The following is a 21,807-nucleotide window of genomic DNA, read 5'->3' on the forward strand; positions in this document are numbered from 1 at the left end:
TGAAATTTATTATAATATAAGTGATAAAAGGAGTGGTTGATTATGAAAATAAAAAGTTATGAAAAAGTTATCGATAAAGATATCATCGCAGTTAAAAGTTATTTATTAAAAATTGGAGAAAGTTATTGGAAACAGGATCTTGATGATGTTATTAACAGCAGTATCGATATGAGAATTATTAGAAACAAAATTAATAAGAGAAAAGATTTACAGTTACTGATTTTTAGTAAAATAAAAAGATTGATTGATGATAGTGTTGATTTTGATGAAATGGAGGATCATTTAATATTTATGAATATTTTATTAAATGCGCACTATCAACCTTTGTTGACATATAAATATAATTTATTAAATTATATTATCGATAAAGGTGGTTTTTCAGTAGAAACATATTGTCTAATTAGACATTTAGTAAATTTTAATGAAAAAATAATAGAATCATTGATTGATGCTTTAGCTAATCGTCTAAATTTAGATTTTGAGCGTTATCATTATTTAGCCAGTTATATTTTGTTATTAGAAAAGGAATATAAAAAAGCATATTTGCATTTAGAATATATTACTATTGATCATAGCTTTGAGCGCTTTTTACCAGCGTTATATAATTTTAGTCCTCGTCTATATTTAAGATATTCTAAAAAGAAACATATGCCTTTGAATCTTGCAACAGGATAGGAGGATCTTATGGGTGAAAAAATGTATTACATTTATAAAACTATTAACGAAAGCAAAGGAATAATTAGTGCAAAAGAAATTCAGGAGTGTTTAAAACAGTATGGATTGTTCCTTAATGTAAAAACTATATATAGCTTGATTGATCGAATCAATGATTTTTATATGTGTCTAACTAATAAGCAGTTAATAAAAGCTATTAAAAGTAAGGGATATATTATTGAAGATGCATTTTTTGATGATGGTCAATTACAAATATTAATAGATAGTATCATTTTTAACCCTAATTTAGATCAAAAATCAGCTAAAGAGATGGTTGATAAGTTATTGTTATTAAGTTCATCTAATCAAATTAAAAGAATAAATATTGAAGACAAGCATAGTAATGTATTAGATTATGATCTTTTATTAACCCTTACAACAATTATTAAAGCTATTAACATGCGAAAAAATATTGCATTTAAATATATAAGTTATGATGTTATAGATGATGAGCTTTCAGAGGTTTATCATACTAATGGTAATCAAAGCTTTGATACGTATGTAGTTTCACCTTATAGATTAATTTTGAAAGGATCTAATTATTATTTGATTGGATATTTTAATAAAAGAGAAAATAGTTTAAGTGTTTATCGTGTTGATCGAATCCGTTTAGTCAGAAATCATAATAGTAATTATATAGATATCCAAGAACAGTTTGATATGTTAAAAGAGATTGATAAAAATGTTAATATGTATCTTAGTAAAAATCGAATAGATTTAAAAATAAGATTTAATCAGGGAATTTTAAAAGAAGTTGTTAATCAATTTGGAAAAGAAATACTTGTGAGTAAAAGATATGATGGAAAAATAGAAGCAATCATAAAAAATGTTGCATTATCAGATGGTCTGATTGGCTGGCTGATGATGTTACAGACGAATGTCCAAGTATTATTGCCACTAGATTTAAAAGAAATTATCAAAAAGAGATTAAATTTAATGTTAAGAATGTATGAACAAGATTCTGAGTAAGGATCTTGTTTTTCTTTACATAAACTTAACATAATAAATACAATTTATTGATATATCATCAGATACAATTCTCTTATTATATAGGTGTCTTAAGATAGTAAGAAGAAAGGGATTAAAAGAATATGAAAAAAGTATTAGGAATTTTATTAACATTAGTATTATGCTTAGGTTTAACTGCCTGTGGTGGATCAGATGATGCAGGTGAAGGAAGTAATGAAGTAAGTGGAAATGTAAGTTTGAATGGTTCTACTTCAATGGAAAAATTTGTTAATGCATTAAAAGAAGCAATCGTAGAAGATTACCCAAACTTAACATTAGAACCACAATTTACTGGTTCAGGTGCTGGAATTGAAGCGGTTTTAGCAGGAACTGCTGATATCGGAGATTCATCAAGAGCTTTAAGCGATGAAGAAAAGGCTAAAGGATTAGAAGAAAATATTGTTGCAATTGATGGTATTGCAGTTATTACGCATCCAAGCAATAAAGTTGATAATGTAACTACAGATCAATTGAAAAAGATTTATACAGGTGAAATTACTAATTGGTCACAATTAGGTGGTGATGATCAAGCAATAGTTGTGATGGGGCGTGAAGCAGGTTCTGGAACTCGTGGGGCATTTGAAGAAATTTTAGGAATTGAAGATGCATGTAAATATGCTCAAGAATTAAATGAAACTGGTGCTGTTGTTGCTAAAGTAGGTGAAACTAAAGGGGCTATTGGTTATGTTTCTTTAGATAATATTACTGATAGTGTTAAAGCTTTAAAATTAGATGATGTCAAAGCTAGTGAAGAAACAGTTAAGGATGGAAGCTATACTTTACAAAGACCATTCGTAATGGCAACTAAAGGTAAAATTAGTGAACAAAGTGAAAAAGTGCAAGCAGTGTTCAAATTTATTGAAAGCGAAAAAGGACAAGAAGTTCTTAAGGCCGTAGGTTTAGTAAGTCCAAAATAGGAGTTTGTTATGAAAAAAGATATGTTATCTATTATTAGTAATAGAAAAACAAAATCTTTGGTGGAAAAAACAGCCGCGATTATATTTCGTGGCTGTGCTATTATGTCTATCATTGCAGTAGTTTCTATTACAGGATATATGATTATTTCTGGTACGCCAGCAATATTTAAAGAAGGATTGACAGGAATCTTGTTTGGTAGCGTATGGGCACCAACGGCTGCTGATCCGCAATATGGAATTCTTTTAATTATACTTACATCAATTGTTGGTGTCTTTTTAGCAATTTGTATCGGGGTCCCAATTGGATTATTTACCGCTATTAATCTAGCAGAATTAGCAAATCCAAAAGTTAGAAAGGTTGTTAAGTCAGCAATTGAATTACTTGCTGGTATACCATCAGTTGTATATGGTTTATTGGGGATTTTGTTGATTTGTCCATTTATGTATAAATTAGAATTAATGATTTTTGCAGGTTCAAAAACACATCAGTTTACTGGCGGGGCAAACTTAATTTCAGCAATTCTAGTTTTAGCAATTATGATTTTGCCAACTTTGATCAATATTACGGAAACAGCCTTAAATGCGGTGCCTGATGATTATCGTAAAAGTTCATTAGCACTTGGAGCAAGTCAAATTCAAACGATTTTTAAAGTAGTGTTGCCTAGTGCTAAATCAGGAATCATGTCAGCTATTGTTTTAGGGGTAGGTCGGGCTATTGGTGAAGCAATGGCAATTTTACTAGTTGCGGGAAACTCGGTGAATGTGCCTTTACCATTTAATTCAGTACGTTTTTTAACAACTGGAATTGTATCTGAAATGGGGTATGCATCAGGAACTCATCGAGAAGTACTTTTTACAATCGGGTTAGTTTTATTTATCTTTATTATGATTATTAATTTGATTTTAACATTTATTATTAAGAAAGGAGATCAGCATGAATAATCTTAGTATTTTTGACAGAAAAAATCGGGTTAGTGATAAAGTTTTAAATTTTTTAATTCAATTTTGTAGTGCTTTGTCAGTGCTGATTTTAGTTGTTTGTATTGGTTATATCCTATATCGAGGTATTCCGCATTTTAATTTCTCTTACTTAGTTAATTCTACTAGTATCTTAAAAGGTACGATCGGAATTTTACCAAATATTATTAATACTTTATATATTATTGTTGTTACATTATTATTTGCATGTCCAATTGGGATAGGCGGAGCAATATATTTAAATGAGTATGCAAAAAACAAGAAATTTGTAAATGTTATATCTTTTACAACCGAAGTATTGGCGGGAATTCCTTCTATTATTTATGGGTTGTTTGGGATGTTGTTTTTTGGAAATTTGTTAAAATTGAAATTTTCAATTTTAACAGGTTCATTTACACTTGCAATTATGATCTTACCAATTATTTCTAGAAACACTCAAGTAGCTTTAGAGGCAGTACCAAAGAGTTATCGTGAAGCTGCACTGGGAATTGGGGCAACTAAATGGTACATGATCAGGACAGTTTTATTACCAAGTGCTATGCCGGGAATTTTAACTGGGGTAATTTTAGGAATGGGTCGTATTGTTGCAGAATCAGCAGCGTTATTATTTACAGCAGGATCAGTAAGTGTGTTACCTAAAAATATTTTTACTCATTTAACAAGTTCTGGGGCTACACTTACGATTCAATTGTACTTAGAGATGGCAAAAGCCAATTATGAAACTGCTTTTGTAATTGCTCTCGTATTAATTGTCATTGTTTTATTATTAAATTTTTTAGCAAAATTAATTTCGAATAAATTTGATGTAAATAAGGTGAAATAGAATGGAAAATAAAATTGAAGCAAAAAATCTGGACTTATATTATGGTGAAAAACATGCCTTAAAAAATGTTAATCTGGATATTAAGACAAATAAAATTACAGCCTTTATTGGTCCTTCGGGATGTGGGAAATCAACATTTTTAAAAACGTTGAATCGTATGAATGACTATGTTAAAGGGATCAAGATCACAGGTGATGTAAAATTAGATGGAGAAGATATTTATGATAGTCGGGTTGATACAACGATCTTAAGAAAGAAAGTAGGAATGGTTTTTCAACAGCCTAATCCTTTTCCGATGAGTATATATGATAATGTTGCTTATGGACCACGAATTCATGGGATAAAAGGGAAAAAAGAATTAGATAAAATCGTGAAAAAATCATTAGAGGCAGCAGCTTTATATGATGAAGTAAAAGATCGTTTACACACTAGTGCTTTGGGCTTATCTGGAGGGCAGCAGCAGCGATTATGTATTGCTAGAGCTTTAGCGGTAGAACCAGAAGTAATTTTATTAGATGAGCCAACAAGTGCTCTAGATCCTATTTCGACATTAAAAATAGAAGAATTGCTGTTAGAATTAAAAAAAGATTATACGATTGCAATCGTAACTCATAATATGCAGCAGGCTAGTCGTATTGCAGATTATACAGCTTTTTTCCTTGTTGGAGAAATGGTTGAATATGGTGAGACTAAAGATGTTTTTGCAATGCCTAAAGATAAACGTACGGAAGATTATATTACAGGTAGATTTGGATAGGAGAAAAAAATGTTAAGAAGTAATTTTGAAAAAGATTTAAATAAATTACATGTTGATTTAGATAAAATGTGTCATTTGGTTGTTTTGGCAATTGAAAATTGCATTACAGCCTTTAAAAGTGGTGATCGTGAATTATGTCGCGATATCTTATCTGGTGATAAAGTTATTAATGATATGGAAAGGACGATCGAAGCACGTTGCTTATCTTTAATTTTGAAACAGCAGCCAATTGCTAGTGATTTAAGAAATGTTTCGACAGCTTTAAAGGTAGTTACTGATTTGGAAAGAATTGGTGATCAAAGTGCTGATATTGCAGAAATCTTATTGGAAACTGATGTCAAATGTCCTTATAAAATGGTTGAACATATTCCTAATATGGCACGTCTAGCAAGAGATATGGTTAAAGGATCGATTGAAGCATTTCATGAACATGATTTGAAAAAAGCTGCAAAAATTAAGGAATTAGAAAGTCAAATGGATGGACTATTTGAAGATGTTAAGGTAGAATTAGTGCAAATAGTAAATGAAGATAAAGAAAATATTGATCTTGTCATCAACTTTTTGATGATTGCAAAATATTTTGAAAGAATCGGCGATCATGCAGTAAATATTTGTGAATGGATCGAATTTAATCAAACTGGAACGGTTGATAATTATCGTTTAATTTAAGGAGGACTAGTAATGGGCGAACGTATATTTGTAGTTGAGGATGATGAAAATATCCGTGAGATAATAAATTTGGCTTTAGTGAGCAATGGTTATGAAGTTGTTCAATTCAATAATGCAATTGATGCCTTAGATATGCTTTCTAAAGAGACACCTTCACTGGCTATTTTTGATTTAATGTTGCCAAAGATGAGTGGAATAGAGGCAATAAAAAAAATTAGAGAAACTAATAATGAATTACCAATATTAATTTTAAGTGCTAAAGATCGTGAAATAGATAAAGTAAATGGTTTAGATAGTGGATCGGATGATTATATGACAAAACCATTTGGAATTCTTGAACTACAAGCACGAGTTCGTTCTTTACTTAGACGCCATGTCACAAGTGATATTATTAATACTAAACATCTTATTGTTGATAAACAGACGCGAATCGTTAAATTAGATGATCAAAAAATAGAGTTAACTAATAAAGAATATCAATTATTAGTATACTTAATGGACAACAAACATCGAGTTGTAGAACGTGAAGAGTTATTAAATGAGATTTGGGGTTATGATTTTGTTGGAGAATCTAGAGCGTTAGATGTTCATATTCGTGCTTTACGCAGTAAATTAAAAGATGATGGTCATAAATATATTAGGACTGTTCGCAGTGTTGGATATCGTTTTTACGAAGAAGGTGATAGTAGTGAATAAAACGATCTTTCGCTATTTTTTAACAATATTACTTGTAACTTTAATATTATCTACCAGCATATCAATGGTCATATTATCAAATCAAATGTTAGAAAATATGAAACAGGATATGCTTTATGCTGTTAAATTAGTTGATTATCAGTTAGATGATAATCAAGATATAAAAGAGCAGGTAGATGCTTTAAATCCTCTTGCATATAATGATCATACGCGATTAACTGTTATTGATGTTGATGGAAATGTACTCGCTGATAGTGGTGAAGATGGTATTTTAGAAAACCATAAAAGTCGTGAAGAGGTAAAACAAGCTTTGAGTGATGGGGTTGGCTATGCTACTAGATATTCAAGTACGGTGGGGCGTAATATGTTATATGTAGCTTTGTATAATAATGGAAGAATCGTTCGCTTATCGCTTCCATATGATGGAATTTTTGATAATTTGCCAACTTTAATAAAACCTTTAGGAATTGGAGCTGGTATTTCTTTGATCGTTGCGATGGTATTATCAAAGCGTTTTTCTGATACATTAACAGCACCGATTCAAGATATCAATACCCAAATCACGAAAATGAAAGATTATCGCGAATTGGTATTCGATGATTATAAGTATGATGAATTTAATATTATTGCTTCTAAACTTGAAGAACAGGCATCGACTATTCATGCTACTATGAAAAAATTGAAAGATGAACAGATTAAAATTAATGGTATTTTAAATCAAATGAAGGAAGGCTTTATTTTATTAGATAGTGATTTAAATGTGCTGATGGTTAATCGTAAAGCTCAAGAATTATACAACAATACCATTAAATTAAATAATTCAATCAAAGATTTTATTTTTGATTTTAAAATTATTGATATTTTAGATAATTTAGGTGAAGAACAGCAAAGAGTTGAAATAGAAAAGGAAAAGCAGTTTTACAATTGTTATATTGCAAAAGTTGATTATGGTGTAACATTATTATTTGTTAATATTACTGAACAGCACAATGCTTTAAAAATGCGTCAGGAATTTTTTTCAAACGTTTCACATGAGTTAAAAACACCAATGACATCGATTAGAGGATATAGTGAATTATTAGAAACAGGTGTTATTAATGATAAAGAAGCATCTAAAAGAGCATTAGATAAAATTCATGATGAAGTTAATAATATGTCAACATTGATCAATGATATTTTAATGATTTCTCGATTAGAGAATAAGGATATTGATGTAATTAAACATCCGGTTCATATTGAACCATTAGTAAATGAAATAATTGATACAATGCAAGTTGAAATAGATAAGAAGAATCTAATTGTAAATAAAGAAATTTCTGATATAGTTTATATTTCAAATCATCAGCATATGTATCAGTTATTAAGTAACTTAATAACTAATGCAATTAAATATAATGTCCAAAATGGAAGGATTACGATTAAATCTTATGATCAAGAACGAAATATTGTAATTGAAGTAAGTGATACTGGAAGAGGAATTTCTAAAATAGATCAAGGGCGTGTTTTTGAACGTTTCTTTAGATGTGATCAAGGACGTGATAAAGAGACTGGTGGTACTGGTCTTGGTTTAGCGATAGTTAAACATATTGTTCAGTATTATCAAGGAAGTATTACTCTTACAAGTAAGTTAGGACAAGGAACAACTTTTAAGGTTGTTTTACCGAAAAATTCGTATTAAATAATCATGGCAATAGTCATGATTATTTTTTAATATACAAATTTTTTGAAAACAAAATAACTTGTAATTTTGCGATAAATAATGGATAATTTAAATGAAAGGGATTACATAGATTTTGGGGCTTTGATACTATTTTTAGAATATTTTAAATATACTAAATTATAACGAGCAAATATTTGAGTAATTCTTAAAATAAAAGGGAGATGTATATGTAATCATTTTTCAAAGAAAGGAGATGAAAGAAACGATGAAAATTATGCATAAAATATGCAAAAGTTTAATGGCTTTAGTATTGTGTCTTACAAGTATGTTTTCTTTAAGTGTCAATGTGTCAGCTGAAGAAATTAGTAACAACCTTGCTTTGAATAAACCTGTTGTTGCTAGTGCTGAATATAGTACAATGCCAGCATCATATTTGACTGATGCCGACGAAGATAGTCGCTGGTCAGCAGAAAGAGATGCAGTACAATGGGCATATGTTGATTTGGGACAAGAATATGAAATGAATAAATTCCAAATGATTTGGGAAAGTAGTTCAGTCTATGCTCAAGAATACAATATTTATGTATCGAATGATATAAATGATTGGGGAGCAGCAGTTGTTGTTAGAACTGAAAATAATAGTAAAACTTCTGAAGATCTTTTAGCTCAAGCCGTTAAGGGACGTTATGTTAAACTTGAAGTGACAAAGATGAAGGGATATCCTAGTGTTTCTTGTCGCGACTTCAAAGTATTAAATACTGATGAAAAGTATCAAGATCCAACAGAAAATGTTGCTTTGCATAAAACAGCAGTTGCTAGTTCAATCGAAGCTAACTCTGTAAGAGCCGCAAATGCTACTGATGGTGATACTACATCAAGATCTTCAAGATGGGGAAGTGATATTGGTAATGGTCCAGACTGGATCTATGTTGATTTAGGTGAGGTATTAGATGTTAATGTCGTAAAAATTTTCTGGGAAAATAGAAAAGCAACTAGCTATAAACTTCAGATTGCTGAAGAGTTAAGTGATCCAATGAGTGAAGACGATTGGACAACAGTTAAAGACTTTAACGATCGTCCAGCATCTATTGATGAAAAAATCGAATTAGATCAAGTGTATAAAGCTCGTTATGTACGCTTATTGATTGATTCACATACATCTACAGATCCAGATGGAGGAGTTACATGGAATACAGTTTCTATTTATGAAATGGAAGTGTATGGTGGTAATCCAGATACTAAACCAACAATTGGTGAAGTATTAAATGCTATTACTGTAGATACGCCTAATCCTGGGGATAAGAAGCTATCAATTAATTTACCTGAAATTGAAGGATATAAAGTTGAGTACAATGGTACTGATTTTGAACAGGTGATTGATGATGATTTAACGATTTATCAGCCGGTAGTTGATAAAGAAGTAAAAGTTTCATTTAAAGTTACAGATAATGATACTAATGATTACAAATTTAAAGAAGTAAAAATAACTGTACCTGGTAAATATGAGGTTGAAAATAGTGATAATAAAGCGCCAAATATTTTGCCAGAGTTGGCTGAATGGAAAGGTGAGGCAGGAAGTTTTACGATTTCAAGTAATAGCCGAGTTATTATTGCTAGCGATGAATTACAAGATGTTGCTAATGCATTGGTAGCTGATTATAAAGATATGACCGGTAAAGAATTAAAGGTTGTTAAAGGAAGCAAGGCAGATGTCCAAAATGGAGATTTATATTTTGCTTTAACAGATGATACTAGTAAAGGTTTACAAGATGAAGGATATTTAATGTCTGTTGGTGAATATGTTGAAGTTGAAGCTGAAACGACAACAGGTGCTTACTGGGCTACTAGAACTATTTTACAAAGTTTAAAACAAACAAATGATATTCCTTGTGGTATTACAAGAGATTATCCGTTATATAAAGTTCGTGGTTTCATTTTAGATGTAGGTAGAAAAACTTTTACATTAGATTATTTAAAACAAGTTGTTAAACAAATGTCATGGTATAAGATGAATGATTTCCAAGTGCATTTAAATGATAACTTGATTGGACTAGAAAACGTCGCTGATCCAATGAGTGCTTATTCTGCGTTTAGATTAGAATCAGATGTTAAAGCAGGTGGTAATAATGGATTAAATCAAGCTGATTTAACTAGTACGGATATGTTCTACACAAAAGATGAATTTAGAGATTTCATTAAAGAATCTAGAACTTATGGAGTGGATATTGTACCAGAAATCGATACTCCAGCGCATTCATTAGCACTTACTAAAGTAAGACCTGATTTACGTCATGGAACAAATGGTAGAAATAATGATCATTTAGCATTACGTGATAAATATGATGAATGTCTTGATTTTGTTCAAAGTATTTTTAGTGAATATATGACAGATGATGATCCAGTGTTCGATGCTCAGACAATCGTACATGTTGGTGCTGACGAATATAACGCTGATAAAGAAGCATATCGTAAATTCTCAGATGATATGTTAGGATTTGTTCAAGAGACAGGACGTACAGCACGTATTTGGGGAAGTTTATCACAATGTCGTGGAACGACTCCAGTAAGAAGTGAAGGCGTACAAATGAACTTATGGAACTTTGGTTATGCCAACATGGATGAAATGTATGAACAAGGTTATGATTTGATCAATTGTAATGATGGAAATTATTATGTTGTTCCTAATGCAGGTTATTACTATGATTATTTATATGATAGCACACTTTATAATTTAGATATCAATACTATTAGTGGAGTGACTATTCCTGCTGGTGATAAACAAATGATCGGTGGGGCATTTGCAGTATGGAACGATATGACAGATTATCTTGAAAATGGTGTTAGTGAATATGATGTTTATGATCGTATAGAAAATGCTATTCCATTATTTGGAGCTAAATTATGGGGTAAAGGTACTAAATCTTTAAATGAAGCTAATGTTGCTAGAGCTGCAATAGGTGATGCTCCTAGAACTAATTTTGGATATGATGTTGATAGTAAAGAAGGAATCATTGCAAATTATCCGATGGATTCACTAGTGGATAATAGTGAAAATAATCGTGATTTGACAGCTGGAACTAATGCTTCTATTGTATCAGTGGATGGAAGAAATGCTCTTAAATTAAGTGGTAATGAAAGTTATGTAACTTCACCAGTTACTACAGCTGGATTAGGAAATGATTTAAGAGTAAAAGTTAAACGTACATCAAACAGTAATGAAGAACAAATCTTATTTGAAAGTAGTTATGGAACAATCAAAGCTGTTCAGAAAGATACTGGAAAAGTTGGATTCTCAAGAGAAAATCATGATTATTCATTTGATTATGAATTACCTATAAATGAATGGGTAGAGCTTGAATTTAAAAATGAACATAACGTAGCATCACTTTATGTTAATGGTAAATTAGTTGACGTTTTAGGTGATGGTGAGAAGATTGAAGGAAGACCATTACTTGCGACAACGATGTTCCCACTTGAAAGAATTGGAAGTAAAACAAATGCTTTTGTTGGATATGTAGATGATATTAGAATTGGTGAAAATAAAACATTTAATTCTACAATGAATCTTGATTATGCTGTAATAACAGCTAATGCACTATTGCAAGAAAAAGATAACGCGATATTACAAGCGTTAGTTGAACAAGCTCAAGAATTATTTAAAGTATATGATCCAGATAGTACAGAAATTGAAGATTTAACAGCACAAATCAATGCAATCATTGAAGCAACTGATTATACAAAAGCTGATTACAGTCGTGTAAATAAATATTTAGATTTAATATTAGATGATTTATCAGCATTTAGTGAAGAATCTGTAGCTCGTTTACAAAACGTAATTAATAGTATCCGTCGCGATCTTCCAGCTTCAATGCAAGAAACAGTTGATGGTTATGCAACTCAATTAGCTAATACACTAGCAAATCTAGAATTAAAAGTACAGCTTAATGTAAATTATGTTGATAATTCTAAACTTACAGCTACAGCATCATCTTATCAACGTGATGGTTCTGATCCAAGTAATGTATTAGACAATAATACTGGAACAATGTGGCATACAGACTGGACAATTACTACGATGCCTCATTGGCTTGCTCTTGAAATTGATGAACCAACAGCAATCAATGGTTTGAGTTATACACCTCGTCAAACTGGTTCTAATGGTAATGTAACTGAGTATCGTATTGAAATTAGTGACGATGGTGAAAGTTGGAATACAATCAAAACCGGAACATTAAGTTCTGATTCTAGCACTAAAGTAATTGAATTTGATAGCGTTACAACTAAGTTTATTCGTCTTGTTTATGTTAAAGCTGTAAACAATAATGGTAGTGCATCAGAAATTAAGTTACATCGTGCTGATGTTCCTGCTGATATTGATGGATTAAATACGTTGATTGAAAAAGCAGAAAGTATTAAAAATGCTGGATATACTGAAGAATCATGGACAGCACTTCAAAGTCAAATTGCAGCAGCTAAAGAACTTGCTAATTTACAAGCTCCTGATGCAAATGAAGTTGAACTTGCTAAACGTAATTTGACAGAAAAGATGGTTAAATTAGTTTTAGATGAAGAAGAAGTAAAAGATGTAGATAAATTTGCATTATCAATAGCTGTTGAAATGGCAAATAATGTAACTGAAGAACAGTTAGCTAATGTCGTTCCAGCTGTCGTTAATGAATTTAAAGCAGCACTGCAAGAAGCAACATTAATCTTAGCTGATGATAGTGCCAGTCAGGAAACAGTCGATGCTTCATTTGCCCGCTTATCAGTTGCGATGCAGATGTTGGAATTTGTAAAAGGTGATAAGAGTGCTTTAGAAGCTTTGATCAATGAAGCAAATAGTTATGCAGAAGAAAACTATACAGTCACTTCATGGACAGCATTTAAAGAAGCCTTAGAAGCAGCTAATGCGGTAGTAAATGATGAAAATGCAATGCAGGAAGAAGTAGATGCAGCTTATGCTGATTTACAGACAGCAATCAATAACTTAGAAACAGCAGCTAAGGCAGATAAGACATTATTAGAAGGATTAGTAAATCATATTCTAGGACTAGATAAAGATAAGTATGTTGAAGAATCATGGAATGCGATGGTACCAGTATTACAGAAAGCACAGGATGTTTTAGCGGATCAAAAAGCTAGTCAAAGCGAAGTCGATAAAGTATATATCGAATTAGTAACAGCATTCTTGAATTTAAGATTCAAACCAGTAGAAGAGGTAGATAAAACTGAGTTAGAAGCATTAATAAAAGAAGCAGAAGGCTATGATGAAGAAGAATATACACCAAGTACATGGAATGTATTAGAGGAAGCTTTAGAAGCAGCTAAAGAAGTAATGAATAATGAAAATGCTACAGAAGCTGAAGTAGAAAAAGCAGTCAATGATTTACAAGAAGCAATCAATGCTTTAACAAAGAAAGCCGATAAAGGATTCTTAGAAGAGTTGGTCAATAGAGTAGAAGAATATAATGAAGAAGACTATACAACAGGATCGTGGGCAGGATTACAGGAAGCTTTAGAAGCAGCAAAAGAAGTATTGGCAAATGAAGAAGCTACAGAAGCAGAAGTAATCGATGCATACAATAATTTAATCGATGCAGTTGAAAACTTAATCTTAAGAGCAGATAAGACATTACTACAGGGAATGTATGATAGGTGTGAAGGATTAGATAAGAGTAAATATACAGAAGCAAGTGTTACAAACTTAGCAGAACCAATGGCAAAAGCTAAAGCAGTATTAGATGATCCAGATGTAACACAAGAAGAAGTAGATAATGCATATAATGAATTAGTAAGAGCATATTTAAATTTAAGATTAAAAGCCGAAAAAGAATTATTACAGGGATTATATGATAAAGTAAGTGGAATAGATATAGAACGCTATACAGAAGCCAGTGCAGAAAAATTTATAGAAGCAGTAGCCGAAGCTAAAGCAGTATTAGAAGATCCAAATGTAACACAAGATGAGGTAGACAATACATATAATGGATTATTGAAAGCATATTTAGATTTACGGTTGATCCCAAATAAAGAACTGTTGACAGGAACGATAGCTAAAGCGATGGAGCTAAATAAAGTAAATTATAGTGCAAAGACATGGGCAGTAGTAGAAGAAGCGCTAGAAAAAGCTAAAGCAGTAGCAAATGATCCTGAAGCAGTGCAAAGTGAAGTGGATAAAGCTAAAGATACTTTAACAAAAGCAATCGAAGGATTAGAAAGTACATCAGTTGTAAAAACAGGAGATACAACAAGTGTCGCTACAGGCGATGATGTAAATCTTATCTACTCATTTGCAGGACTTATAGTTGCAACAATAGCTTTATATGGAAGTAGAAAAGAAAAAAGTTTAAAATAATTTAAAATTATATCGGATGAATAAATCTGATAACAGTAAAAAATAAGGAAGTTTTAAAGTTATTGATTTTAATTATCAATAAAATTAATTCTTCCTTTTTTGGTACAAAAAATTTTATTGTATACTCTTTTATAAAAATCTAGTAAAATAAGAATATAGGGTTACTGGTTAATAAAAATATGGTTGATTTGTTATTTAGTAAAAAATTAAAAGGAGCGAGTTAAATGTATAAAATCATAACAGATGGTTCATGTGATTTAGCACCTGAATTAGTAAAACAGTTGGATATTGAAGTTGTGCCTTTTTATGTATCGATAGATGGTGTTCATCATCAAAAAGAGATTATTGAATTAGGAATTAGAGAATTTTACCAATTTATGGTTGATAATCCTAAAGTTTATCCTAAAACATCAATGCCTTCTATTCAGGATTATTTGGATGTTTTTGAACCGATTTTAAAGGATGGCAAAGATATTATTTGTATTTGTATATCAACAAAATTCTCCGGCTCTTATAATTCAGCAATGAATGCTAAAAATATGTTATTAGATAAATATCCAAATATGAAAATTGAAATAATTGATGCAACAGTAAATACGGTACTCCAAGGAATGCTCGTTGAAGCAGCTGTAGTCAAGAAAAATAATGGTGCTTCGTTTGAAGAGACTATTAAATATGTAAATATGATCAAGGAAACAGGAAGAATTTTTTTTACGATTGGTGGAATGGATTATTTGGTACATGGCGGACGTGTTGGAAAGTTATCTGGTATTGCAGCAGGAGCATTGGGAATTAAGCCGTTGATCTTACTCAAAGATGGAGAAATATTTAGTAATGGATTAACTCGTGGACGTAAAAAGTCGATCCAAAAAATAATAGAACAGATAATTGATTACTTTAAAGATAATCAATATGATGTAAATAAGTATCGTTTTTGTATTGGTTTTGGCTATGATAAAGAAGAGGCTGTTAAATTTAAAGAAAAATTTATTGAAGCAATAAAAGAAATATGTCCATCATTTAATGATGATGTTTCAATTCGTCAAATTGGCGCAACGATTGGAGTACATACGGGACCGCATCCATTAGGAGTAGGATTATTACAAAAAGATTGAAAGATTTATTGTGTTTAGTTTATTTTTTTAATTTAAAAGATTAAATAATAAAAACTACCGTCTTGGTAGTTTTTAGATTTAAAATAAATTATTTTTTAAAAACAACGATTGCTTTAAATAAATCACCATCAACTTCAATCTTGAAAATACCATTTTGTAATTCTGTAAAGCTTTTTACGATTGCTAAACCTAGACCGCTACCACTAGTATTTCTAGATTTATCCCCTTGAACAAAACGTCCTACTAATTCATTAGCACTTATTTTGATTTCATCAGAAGAAATATTTTTAAAAATGATTTCTACTTTATTAGTATAATTGATTACTTCAATATAAACACGTGTATTTTCAAGGGCATATTTACTAATATTGATAAGCAGATTTTCAAAAATACGATAAGTTTTTTGACTATCTAATTTTAAGATGATTTTTTCTTTAGGATATACAGTTTTAAAAATTAGGTTTTTTCCTGCAAAATTATCTGTAAGTTCAAATTTTGTTTGTTGAATCAAGGCAACGATATCAACATCAACAATATTTAATTTTATATTCCCACTATTAGCTTTACTAATTTCAAATAAGTCATCAATTAAGTTCTTTAATCTAAAAGCATTTCGATTAAGTGTATTAATGTATTCATTTCTTTTATTATCATTAAGATTTTCTTCTTTTAATAAGTCAATATAAGTAATAATTGATGTTAGAGGTGTTTTTAAATCGTGTGAAACATTAGAAATCAGTTCAGTTTTCATTTTTTGTGATTTTACTTCTTCATTAACTGCTTTTTCAAAACCGTCCTTTATATTTGTGAATTCAGTTTTTAAAGGATTAAATAAACCAAGATCTTGATTGATTTCAACATCAAAATCACCATTAGATAATCGCTGTACAGAATTTAATAATATTTGATAATCTTGTTTAATAGCTTCAAACTTATTTTTTAAAATAATAAATAAAATTATAGAGTAAATTAAAGTGAAAAATACACCAAAAATAAAGAAACAACAAATAATAGAAATTATTAAACCATTTACAATAACTATTTTTAGAACAATTTTATTTATATTGTCATTGAAATCAAAACTAATTATTTTGTTGAATATTTTTTTTAATGTTCTAATTATCCAGCAGCAAAGCATGTTGTTTTTTAAAAATGATATTATTCCTTCTTTAAAAATTGATTTTATATAATAAACAGTAAACATGCAAAGAAATAAGAAAATTATCCAGGTTCCAATATTCATTGTACTTAAAATAATTTCACTATATTCTCCAAAACCTACTGAAGATAATTTTGAAATGTAATAACCATTTAAAGTATCGATAATTAAAGCATAAATAATAGCAATAACACCAGCAAATAAAACACTCAAAATGCAAAGTAAAATTTCTAATTTGATTTTAGCTAAAGATGAAAATATATTTATTTCTTTAACTATTTCATAAGGATAAAAAAGAATAAATAAACTTACTACAATTATAGCAATAATTACAAAGGGAGTGATATTTTCAACATTAGCAGCTAATGAATTTCCTGTTGCATACCAGGCAATCGTATCAATTGAATCGCTACTAAGTTTATACGGTACAGCAAGATAGATAGTAAAATTTGTGGGATTGTGCAAAACGACATTTTCATCATATGCTTCTAAATATTGAAAGTATGCTTGTTTATAGTTATTCCAAATCAACTCATAATTTTGATTTGCCGATGTTGAACAGCCTAGGGAATCATAGCTTAATTGTCCATTTTCATCAAAATTAATTTTTAAATACCACTGATATTTTTCTTTTAAAGCATCATTATCATAAATGTTTTTGATATCATTATTAGTGTTGCTTAAAGAGTTATTGTTTCCTTCGGCATAATATTTTATATTTTTTTTATCAGACATGATTTCGCGATTATATAGAATACTGTTTTGATAAAATTCATTACTAGCTTCACTATTTGCGGTAATATATTTAGGAATTCCTTCTTTTTTTCCAATATTATCCAATTGGAAACTGACAGGATAAATAGTATCTAAAATATCATAAAGAATTTGATTTTTAGAAAAATCAATGGTTTTTTGATTATCAGTTTCAATAAAATCATAACTAAAATAAATACCAACACTACTAGTTAATAATATTAAGACTGCTATAATTGAAAAGATTATTTTTTTTGTATTCATCATATCACCTACTGTTTTTCAATTTTATAACCAACACCCCAGACCACTTTTAAATATTGTGGATTACTTGGATTGATTTCAATCTTTTCACGTAAATTTCTAATATGAACCATAACTGTTTCAGTATTAATGGCGGCTTCCTGCCAGACGTTTTCATATATTTGTTCACTTGAAAAAACGCGACCGGGTTTTTTCATTAATAATTCCAGAATTTTTAATTCGATTGGAGTAACTTTAATTATTTTACCATCAACCGTTACTTCTTTAGTATCTAGATCAAGTTCTAATCCACCAACTACATATTTATTGCTTTCATCTTGTTTTTTATCTAACATATTTAAATATTTATGGTATCTTCTAAGTTGAGAGGATACTCGGGCTAAAAGTTCCATTGGTACAAATGGTTTTGTTACATAATCATCACCACCAATATTCAAACCTGTGATTTTATCAATATCTTCTGATTTAGCAGATAAGAAAATGATTGGAAAGTCATATTTTTCACGAACTTTTAATGTCATTTCGATGCCATTCATAATAGGCATCATTACATCAACGATTGCTAAATGGATATCATGCTGTTCTATTATTTCTAAACCAGCTTCTCCATTATTAGCAATGTATACATGATATCCTTGAGATTTTAAATATATTTCGATTGCTCTAGCGATTTCTATTTCATCTTCTACAATTAAAATATTATCTTGATTCATATTTCTACCTTCTTTCATAACTATTATAAGCTACTATATCTAAGAATAACAGAAATGAAATCAAAAGATTTTCTAAAGATTCTTTTGCTGTTTATTTATATACCATTTATAAGCAAACAGACCAACGATCGATATGATACCGGTAATTATAAATACTGCAATAGTAAAGGGGTAATTTTGTTCTGACAAACTGTGACCGCCAATAGTACTTGTTATAATTGAAGGAATTCTTGCTACAGTTGTAATTAACAAAAAGCTAGATAATTTAATTCTTGTAAGAGGTGCAAAATATGTAAGAATATCTTTTGGTGTACCAGGAATAAAAAAAATAATAAAAAGAATGAGTTCTAAATTTTTTTTACCTTTTAAAAATGATATTTCATGCAGCTTTTCTTGATTGAAAAATTTATTAATAAATCTGATACCATATTTTTCAACAAACCAGTATATTATAACTGTTCCAATCATTGCCCCTAGTAAGCAAATTACTAGACCTTGAATTTCACCATAACAAAAGCCTGAAGCAACTTCAATAATTTCACCTGGTAAAAAGACAAATACAACTTGCACTGCCATAATTAAAATTAGAAATAATTTGCCCCAGTTACCAAATTGATCTAATTGTGCTTTTAAATGTTCGGGATTATTTAAGAGATATACAAAAGGTTTGTATAGTATTAGACAAAAACCAGCCATGATGAATGTTGCTAAAAGAAGTCGATAAATTAATTTTTTATTTTCTTTAATTATTTCCATTTTTTCACCTCGCATTTAGTATAGACAGTTAATCTAAAAGAAAACGGGTGAAAGATTAAAAATAATTCTAAAAAAATTACAAAGTTTAAAAAAAGAATATAATTTTAAGATTGTAAATATTATTAAAAGCTATAGATATTAGAAAAGCTTTGAATTAAAGAAGCGCTCTTAATTGAGCGCTGTTGAAAGGGTAGATTTATGTGATCATATTATCTATTTTAAAATTATAGTAGTTATTTAAAATATATCTTATTTAGGCTTGATTATTATAAGTGAGTGTATCTAGCTTATCAAGTTATTGCTGTTGGTTCCACTTTATTTTTATATATTGATTATAGCATTAAAATAATGGATTATTACAATTTTTGTATTAAACGGTCGATATTAAGATTAAACGGTAATATTTATATAAAAATATTTTATGATATGATGAAATAATACTATAGAAACTAAAAGGATAAAGATATAAAAAAGCTGTAGAAATAAAAAATGAATTAAGCAAGATCATAAAAAAGCATCCGTAATGGATGCTTTATGACAGAGACAAGATTATGATTAAAAAGTATATTAGATTAATGCTAGAATATTAAATTACAGTAACCCCATTTCAATCATCTTTAATATATGTTTATCCGCTTAAAACTGTTGGTATGATTAGGTTTTAGTTTGTTTTACTACTATTAAAATCATTTTTTGACATGTTTTTGACATGTTTTGTTTCAGAATCTTCTTTACTTTCCGAAAAAATATCATTAAGTGTTTCGTCTGCAATTTCTTTTTTCAAATGTGTATATATCCCTAAAGTAGTCTCAATTTTTTCGTGTCTCAAGATCCTCTGCGCTATCTTGGGGTTCACATCATTTTCAAATAACCGAGTAGCCATAGCGTGGCGTAATTGGTGAAAATGAATATGATTGCCAGTTGTTTTTGAGTAATATGCCATATGGCCACTTAAATTTCCAGGTTTTATATAATTACCGTCATCAGTACATATTAGTATATCAAATTTATGATCTTTAAGATATTCTAATAGTATTTTCTTAAGTGCTTTGACCATGGGAACTGAATTGGTAGCCGCGCTTGTTTTTGTAGAAGATATGTACAAACTGTTTTCTTCGTAGTCATACTCCAAAGTTTTATTTATATAAATTTGATTATTTTCAAAATCAAGATCACTAACATCTAGCGCAAATACCTCACCAATTCGTGCGCCAGTATAGTATCCAATCCAGAGAGCTAACTCATACTGTCTTTTAAATACCATTACCCTACTGTTTCTAATTCTTTCAAGATAATCCTTAAATATATCTTCAGATATAGGAGCACTGATTTTTTTATCTTTTTTTCCTATATTTATTTTAGCTTTATATTCGCTTTTTATAAAATTGTTTATGTGTGCATATTTAATAATATTATTTAACAACCTTAAAAGTATGTCCTTAGAACCATATGAAAGATTTGTTAAGGTATCAAATTTAGTTTGCACAAGATAATTATCAATCAATGCAATTTTATATTTGCCAAATAATGGCCCAATGTAAAGTTTGTATTTATGTTCGTACATCTGCTTTGTAGATTTTTTTAGTGGGGCGCTTTTTTTATAAAGTGCATAAACCTCATTAACTGTTATTGGGTTTATTTTATTTATATCCCCAGTGTCGATTAATTCAGCTCTTTTTAAAGTTTCATGGTTTACTGCATCTCTTTTTTTTATAAAACCGCCTTTTATATATGTTTTTTTCTGCCCATATCGGTCCCTATAATCAAAATAAACTTGATAGGTTACTTTCTTAGCTGCTTTTTTGCTTGGTCTTTCTCGTATCGCCATAATAAAAACACGTCCTTTCTTGCCTTTAACGTGCTCTTGTGGTAAAATTGAGTACGTAAAAGGCGTTCTCTTGCTTTTTTACATATACACTCTAGTGGCGCTAGAGTGTTTTTTTTGTTACATCTTTCTAGTTAAGCACATTATGCCTGCAATAACTAGCAATATAGCTGGTATAATTTGCAAAAAATTAGTTAAAAATACAACGACTCCACAAATTGCCATTACAATACCAGATGCTTTTGTTTTGGAATTAACTAAGCACGCAAATATAACCGCACATATAGCACTAATAAGTCCAATAATATTAGTTATCATTGCCGCCCCTGCAAACCCATTTGTTACCGGCGCAAAACCAGAGATAAATGTCGTACCGATCGCTATTAGCATAGCCCAGATAGATCCAATTAAACCAAGCACAAACTCAGGTGTTCTTTTCATATTTTCCCTTCCCCTTTCTTTTGTATTAATTTAAGTATCCCATTTTTCACTGTACAACAATATTATAAGTTGTACTTGATTTAATAATAACATAAAATCTTACAGAAATAAAATTTAAAGAAGTAATTTCTTGTTTTATTTTGTAAAAGATAATAAAGGGGTAAAAATTAACTTCTGCGAGAGCATATAAAAAGGCAGGAGGAA

16 protein-coding genes are annotated in these 21,807 nt (G+C 29.8%); 11 read left to right on the top strand and 5 right to left on the bottom strand.

Features of this window, described 5'->3' with window-relative positions; all coding sequences use genetic code 11:
• The first annotated feature begins 42 nt into the window (after positions 1-42).
• The 11 genes from OC535_RS00665 (at position 43) to OC535_RS00715 (ending at position 15,692) form a co-directional block, all read left to right on the top strand.
• Positions 43-675 carry a hypothetical protein gene (locus OC535_RS00665; protein WP_227052710.1) on the top strand — a complete coding sequence of 211 codons (633 nt, stop codon included), beginning with the start codon at positions 43-45 and terminating at the stop codon, positions 673-675.
• A 9-nt stretch (positions 676-684) separates the two neighbouring features.
• Positions 685-1,683 carry a helix-turn-helix transcriptional regulator gene (locus tag OC535_RS00670; protein WP_227052709.1) on the top strand — a complete coding sequence of 333 codons (999 nt, stop codon included), beginning with the start codon at positions 685-687 and terminating at the stop codon, positions 1,681-1,683.
• A gap of 122 nt (positions 1,684-1,805) precedes the next feature.
• Positions 1,806-2,639, top strand: a complete 834-nt coding sequence (locus tag OC535_RS00675; RefSeq protein ID WP_227052708.1) for a phosphate ABC transporter substrate-binding protein — start codon at positions 1,806-1,808, stop codon at positions 2,637-2,639.
• 9 nt (positions 2,640-2,648) lie between these two features.
• Positions 2,649-3,581: a phosphate ABC transporter permease subunit PstC gene (gene pstC / locus OC535_RS00680; protein ID WP_498822913.1), complete on the top strand. Its 933-nt coding sequence runs from the start codon at positions 2,649-2,651 to the stop codon at positions 3,579-3,581.
• Complete coding sequence (gene pstA, locus OC535_RS00685) at positions 3,574-4,440, top strand: phosphate ABC transporter permease PstA (RefSeq protein ID WP_024721949.1); 867 nt, start codon at positions 3,574-3,576, stop codon at positions 4,438-4,440. Before pstC ends, pstA begins: the two co-directional genes overlap by 8 nt.
• Position 4,441: 1 nt before the next feature.
• Positions 4,442-5,197 (top strand): phosphate ABC transporter ATP-binding protein PstB, encoded by a 756-nt coding sequence (gene pstB / locus OC535_RS00690; RefSeq protein ID WP_024721950.1) that lies wholly within the window; start codon positions 4,442-4,444, stop codon positions 5,195-5,197.
• 9 nt (positions 5,198-5,206) lie between these two features.
• Positions 5,207-5,866 carry a phosphate signaling complex protein PhoU gene (gene phoU, locus OC535_RS00695; RefSeq protein WP_034863851.1) on the top strand — a complete coding sequence of 220 codons (660 nt, stop codon included), beginning with the start codon at positions 5,207-5,209 and terminating at the stop codon, positions 5,864-5,866.
• A 12-nt stretch (positions 5,867-5,878) separates the two neighbouring features.
• On the top strand, positions 5,879-6,562 hold the full coding sequence (locus OC535_RS00700; protein ID WP_498822914.1) for a response regulator transcription factor: 684 nt from the start codon (positions 5,879-5,881) through the stop codon (positions 6,560-6,562).
• Positions 6,555-8,240 (top strand): sensor histidine kinase, encoded by a 1,686-nt coding sequence (locus OC535_RS00705; RefSeq protein WP_498822915.1) that lies wholly within the window; start codon positions 6,555-6,557, stop codon positions 8,238-8,240. Before OC535_RS00700 ends, OC535_RS00705 begins: the two co-directional genes overlap by 8 nt.
• Positions 8,241-8,487: 247 nt before the next feature.
• Positions 8,488-14,577 (top strand): discoidin domain-containing protein, encoded by a 6,090-nt coding sequence (locus OC535_RS00710; RefSeq protein ID WP_498822916.1) that lies wholly within the window; start codon positions 8,488-8,490, stop codon positions 14,575-14,577.
• A gap of 224 nt (positions 14,578-14,801) precedes the next feature.
• Entirely contained in the window at positions 14,802-15,692 is an 891-nt protein-coding gene (locus OC535_RS00715) for a DegV family protein (RefSeq protein ID WP_498822917.1), read from the top strand.
• An 88-nt stretch (positions 15,693-15,780) separates the two neighbouring features.
• Here OC535_RS00715 and OC535_RS00720 read toward each other — a convergent pair whose 3' ends face one another.
• The 5 genes from OC535_RS00720 to OC535_RS00740 form a co-directional block, all read right to left on the bottom strand.
• Positions 15,781-17,868, bottom strand: coding sequence for a sensor histidine kinase (locus OC535_RS00720; protein ID WP_498822918.1), 2,088 nt, complete (start codon positions 17,866-17,868; stop codon positions 15,781-15,783).
• 8 nt (positions 17,869-17,876) lie between these two features.
• On the bottom strand, positions 17,877-18,581 hold the full coding sequence (locus OC535_RS00725; protein WP_024721957.1) for a response regulator transcription factor: 705 nt from the start codon (positions 18,579-18,581) through the stop codon (positions 17,877-17,879).
• Between the two features lie 72 nt (positions 18,582-18,653).
• Positions 18,654-19,337, bottom strand: coding sequence for a TVP38/TMEM64 family protein (locus OC535_RS00730; RefSeq protein WP_024721958.1), 684 nt, complete (start codon positions 19,335-19,337; stop codon positions 18,654-18,656).
• A 661-nt stretch (positions 19,338-19,998) separates the two neighbouring features.
• Complete coding sequence (locus OC535_RS00735) at positions 19,999-21,165, bottom strand: tyrosine-type recombinase/integrase (RefSeq protein ID WP_498822919.1); 1,167 nt, start codon at positions 21,163-21,165, stop codon at positions 19,999-20,001.
• A gap of 117 nt (positions 21,166-21,282) precedes the next feature.
• Complete coding sequence (locus OC535_RS00740; RefSeq protein ID WP_498822920.1) at positions 21,283-21,603, bottom strand: DUF4064 domain-containing protein; 321 nt, start codon at positions 21,601-21,603, stop codon at positions 21,283-21,285.
• Between the last annotated feature and the right edge of the window lie 204 nt (positions 21,604-21,807).

Origin of the sequence: Clostridium sp. Marseille-Q5894, assembly GCF_946902305.1 — a bacterium.
In the GTDB taxonomy this organism is placed as follows: domain Bacteria; phylum Bacillota_I; class Bacilli_A; order Erysipelotrichales; family Coprobacillaceae; genus Thomasclavelia.